This window comes from Thermocrispum municipale DSM 44069 (genome assembly GCF_000427825.1).
Lineage (GTDB): Bacteria > Actinomycetota > Actinomycetes > Mycobacteriales > Pseudonocardiaceae > Thermocrispum > Thermocrispum municipale.
On sequence record NZ_ATYT01000026.1, the window covers coordinates 1 to 3,830 of the forward strand.

Annotated in this window: 7 protein-coding genes; all 7 read left to right on the forward strand. The window is 63.4% G+C overall.

What is annotated here, in order from left to right; translation table 11 throughout:
• Nucleotides 1-752 (forward strand): GntR family transcriptional regulator (locus tag YWM_RS0115285; protein ID WP_028851444.1); only part of this gene is annotated, 752 nt, incomplete at its 5' end.
• A 152-nt stretch (nucleotides 753-904) separates the two neighbouring features.
• Entirely contained in the window at nucleotides 905-1,342 is a 438-nt protein-coding gene (locus tag YWM_RS23940; protein ID WP_043661334.1) for a hypothetical protein, read from the forward strand.
• A gap of 202 nt (nucleotides 1,343-1,544) precedes the next feature.
• Nucleotides 1,545-1,691: a hypothetical protein gene (locus tag YWM_RS26225; protein WP_156899191.1), complete on the forward strand. Its 147-nt coding sequence runs from the start codon at nucleotides 1,545-1,547 to the stop codon at nucleotides 1,689-1,691.
• A 161-nt stretch (nucleotides 1,692-1,852) separates the two neighbouring features.
• Nucleotides 1,853-2,011, forward strand: a complete 159-nt coding sequence (locus YWM_RS26230; RefSeq protein WP_156899190.1) for a hypothetical protein — start codon at nucleotides 1,853-1,855, stop codon at nucleotides 2,009-2,011.
• 19 nt (nucleotides 2,012-2,030) lie between these two features.
• A complete protein-coding gene (locus YWM_RS0115300; protein ID WP_052344943.1) occupies nucleotides 2,031-2,294 on the forward strand; it encodes a hypothetical protein in 264 nt (87 codons plus the stop codon).
• A gap of 3 nt (nucleotides 2,295-2,297) precedes the next feature.
• Nucleotides 2,298-2,477 carry a hypothetical protein gene (locus tag YWM_RS0115305; protein ID WP_028851446.1) on the forward strand — a complete coding sequence of 60 codons (180 nt, stop codon included), beginning with the start codon at nucleotides 2,298-2,300 and terminating at the stop codon, nucleotides 2,475-2,477.
• Between the two features lie 169 nt (nucleotides 2,478-2,646).
• On the forward strand, nucleotides 2,647-3,830 hold a 1,184-nt coding region (locus tag YWM_RS0115310), incomplete at its 3' end, for an FtsK/SpoIIIE domain-containing protein (protein WP_028851447.1).

The following is a 3,830-nucleotide window of genomic DNA, read 5'->3' on the forward strand; positions in this document are numbered from 1 at the left end:
CGCGCAAGGGGCGCTACGGATATCGGGAGATCGCGGACGAGCTGCGGGCGCGCATTGATGGTGGTGAGCTTCCTCCGGGCAGCAAGGTTCCTGGTGAGAACGAGTTGATGGCTCAGTACGGGGTGGAGCAGCCGACCGCTCGTCGCGCACTGGACGTGCTGAAGAACGAGGGGCTGATCATCGCGCGCCGGGGATCGGGCACCTACGTTCGCGAGTTCAGGCCGATCCGCCGGGTGTCACCGGACCGGCTCAAGACGTCCGTGTGGGGAGCCGGACGCTCGATCTGGAGCTCGGATGTCAAGGATCGCCCCGTCGCCGACGACATCCAGGTGACGCAGGAAGAAGCTCCGGCACACATTGCTCATGTACTGGAGTTGGAGTCGGGCGCGAAAGTGACGGTCCGTCGGCGCAAGTACCTTGTCGAGGGGCGGCCGGTGCAGCTGGCGACGTCGTACTACCCGGCTGACCTGGTAGCGGGGTCGCGGATTACAGAGATCGATACCGGGCCGGGTGGCTCATACGCGCGCCTGAAGGAACTGGGGCATGAGCCTGTCCACTTCCGGGAGGAGTTGCGTGCGCGCATGCCGCGCGGGGATGAGGTCGGAGCGCTCGGCCTATCGCAGGGAACGCCTGTGATCGTGATTGCGCGGACGGCCTACACCGCCGAGAACAGCCCGGTAGAGGTTAACGAGATGATCCTTGACTCAGGCTCCTACGTGTTGGAGTACAAGTTCAGCTCAGAAGCAAACTAACCAGCTAGGACGGGGACGGCGTGCTCAGCACGTCGTCCTCTCGCTCTTCTACGTTTGCTTTAGCAATGTCTGTACAGAACCCTCTTGAACTCTGTACAGAACCGAGGTCTAATTAAGTGACCTTGTTCTGTACAGAAGCTAGGAGGATAGTGATGCGGGACATCCCGGTTGTGACGAGCGGCTACACGTTCATGGTGACGGGGGAGCCGGAGGGTAAGACGAACCCGGACGGTTCGCCGTATCGACCGAAGGATCGCAACGACGTCGAGCTTGATCAGCCCTTTGTGGTGATGTTGCTGGCGAAGCCGAAGCCCGTGCCGGGGCAGCCGCGCCGGAAGGATGGCGAGGAGATCAAGGTGAACCTGCCGTGCGATCCGGGTGAGGGCTTTGATCTGGGGACGTTCGTGGAGCTCATCAACCCGGTGATCAACACCTTTGAGATGCGAGACGACGACGGCCGGATCTCGAACGCGGGGATCTGGTGGAAGGCCGACGGATTGAAGCCTGCGACGCGTCCCGTTGCCACGAAGCCGCCTGCGGGTTCGGGTAGCGCTGCGTCAGCTGCGGATAAGGCGAGCAAAGCGGCCTAGCGGATCTTCTAGCCCTCCCCAAATCGCGTGAGGTTGGCGGCCCGTTTCGAGTCGGGCGAGGGCGCAAATTTGCAGTTTGACAATTCCAGAGTGGGCCGATCTATGCCTAAAACACGCGCCAGCTGTGGTGGCGCGCCTTAATTCCCAAGTTCTCCTTGGGGATTTTGGGGTCTCACCACAGTCTGTTCGGGAGGTTGTCGAAATGATCGTTGATCTGCTGTTCTGGCCGATTGTTGCCGTGTTGCTATGGGCGCTTGTGGTCGCCTCCCCGGTGGGAGGGGTGGCGACGATCGCGGCCAGCGTCGCAGTGCTTATCGCGGCTGGCGGGAAGGAGAAGGCGAAGAGATGAGCAGGGTGAATGGTCGACGGTTGCGCAGGCGCTACGTCCAGCGCCTCGAGCGCGCTCGACGGGAGTTCGCGAACGACGCGCACGCACCGGCGGGATATCGCGACGGATTTTGTGCCGGTTTGGAGTTTGCGCAGACAGTGTTACGGAAGGGGTAGGGGCTCATGGAGTGCATCGACAACATCATTCGCGCCGCCTATTCGGCGCTCATCGATTTCGAGAAGCGTGCGGAGGTTAACCGCGAAGCGATGGTGGCAGTTGGTAACGCTGTCCGATTCCTGGTGGCCGATCTGGAATCGGCCAAGGGGCTCATCAAGGTCTGAGATTACGAAGGGTGTCGATGTGATTAACGCGATCGTGAACAAGGTAGCGATGGAGCGCTACCGCGACTTTTTGTCAGCGACCGACGAGGTGATGTTGGCGCTGATTGAGTGCGACCAGCACATCAAGCGCCTGGACCGGAAGAAGTCCCAGAGCAGCTGGGTGGCGTGCACGGCGCAGGAGCTGCGCTCCTTCCAGAAGAAGGCGATGGACCAGATCAGCGAGTTACGCAAGGTCGCGAAGAACCACGAGGCAGAACTAATTTCTCGCGAATGGAGGCTGTGACCGATGTCCGTTCAGCTGGACCGAACTCTCGACGGTATCTCGGCGTCGATGCGCCGTTTGAAGCGCGCGATGCGCGGTGTGCCGGTGAACAAGCACGGCTTCCGCAGGCAGCACGACGAGACAGCTATCGCCGTGGCGCGGCTGGTGGTGGGTTTGGAGGACTCCCGCATCGCCCTGAATTAGCGCCTATCCGGCGACAAGTGAACACAGCACGAGTTGGGGTAGCGACCGGCCCGAGCCCTTCTGCGATGAGGGGCGTGGGCCGGTCGCCCCCTTTCCACGCACTGGAAGAAGGGGACAACAACCGATGCTTCGCACAACTACTCAACCCACGACCACCACGAAGCGACGGATGGGCCGGGAGATGAAAGCGGCTGCCTGGGCAGCTCGGCATCCCGGCGCGATCGCGCTACCGGGCGGGGTCGCGGCGAGCACGATCGAACTTGGCTACGCGCCGACTGGCGGCATCCTCGGCGGTGCCGTGCTGGGCATGGCCGCCTGGTACCGGGCGCACCCGGCGACTTTCGACACGCTTGCCGCGCCGTTGCTGCGCGGGTGGCGCCGCCGCTGGACCAGCTACATCGGTCCGCGCTGGTCGCACGCTTTGCAGGATTGCGAGCTGGTGCGGCAGCACCGCAAGACCGGTGAGCTGCTGGTGCCGCGCGTGCTGCGGGTCCGCGCCTACTCCCCGAACGTCGACACGGTCTACGTCAAGCTCGTGCCCGGCCAGCACGCCCGCCAGTGGGAACAACAACTTCCGGAGTTGGCGGTCGCGTTGAACGTTCAGCGCATCGCGATCGAACGCATCAAACCCCGGGTTATCGCGCTGATCATTGAGCGGCGTGAACCGTTCACCGAGGTCATCGACGCCCCGGAGATGGTGCACGACCCCGACGCGGTGGACCTCACCTCGGTGTATGTGGGAGAGACCGAGCAAGGTGGAGACTGGCGTGTGCCGGTCCTTAGTCAGCACGAGCTCGTCGCGGGCGCGTCCGGGGCGGGTAAGAACTCCCTTGCGTGGTCGAAGATGCGCGCGATGGCCCCGCTGATCCGCGACGGGATCGTGCGGCTGTGGGTGGCCGATCCGAAACAAACCGAGTTCGCTGCTCTGCAGCCGGTGGCTCATGGCTACGCCAACAACACCGACGACGCGGTCGATCTGTTTCATGCGTTTCGACAGGACATGGAACGCGTCCAGCACGCGACCGCAGAGCAGGGCAAGCGAGCGTTCACCCCGAGCCGGGAAACGCCGCTGAACGTCCTCATCGCCGACGAACTTGGCGCGTTGCTCGCCTACGGGGATTCGGCGCGGGAGCTGCGGAAACCGATGGCGTTGATCGGGTCGCAGGGCCGCGCCACCGGGCATGTCTTGTGGGGGTTCGTGCAGGAGCCCTCCAAGGACATCGTGCCGATGCGTGACCTGTTCACCTCGCGAGTGTGCCTGCGCGTAACGAGTGCTTCGCACGTGGACATGGTCCTTGGCGAGGGTGCCCGCGAGCGCGGAGCGCTGGCCGACGAGATTCCCAACACCCCGGA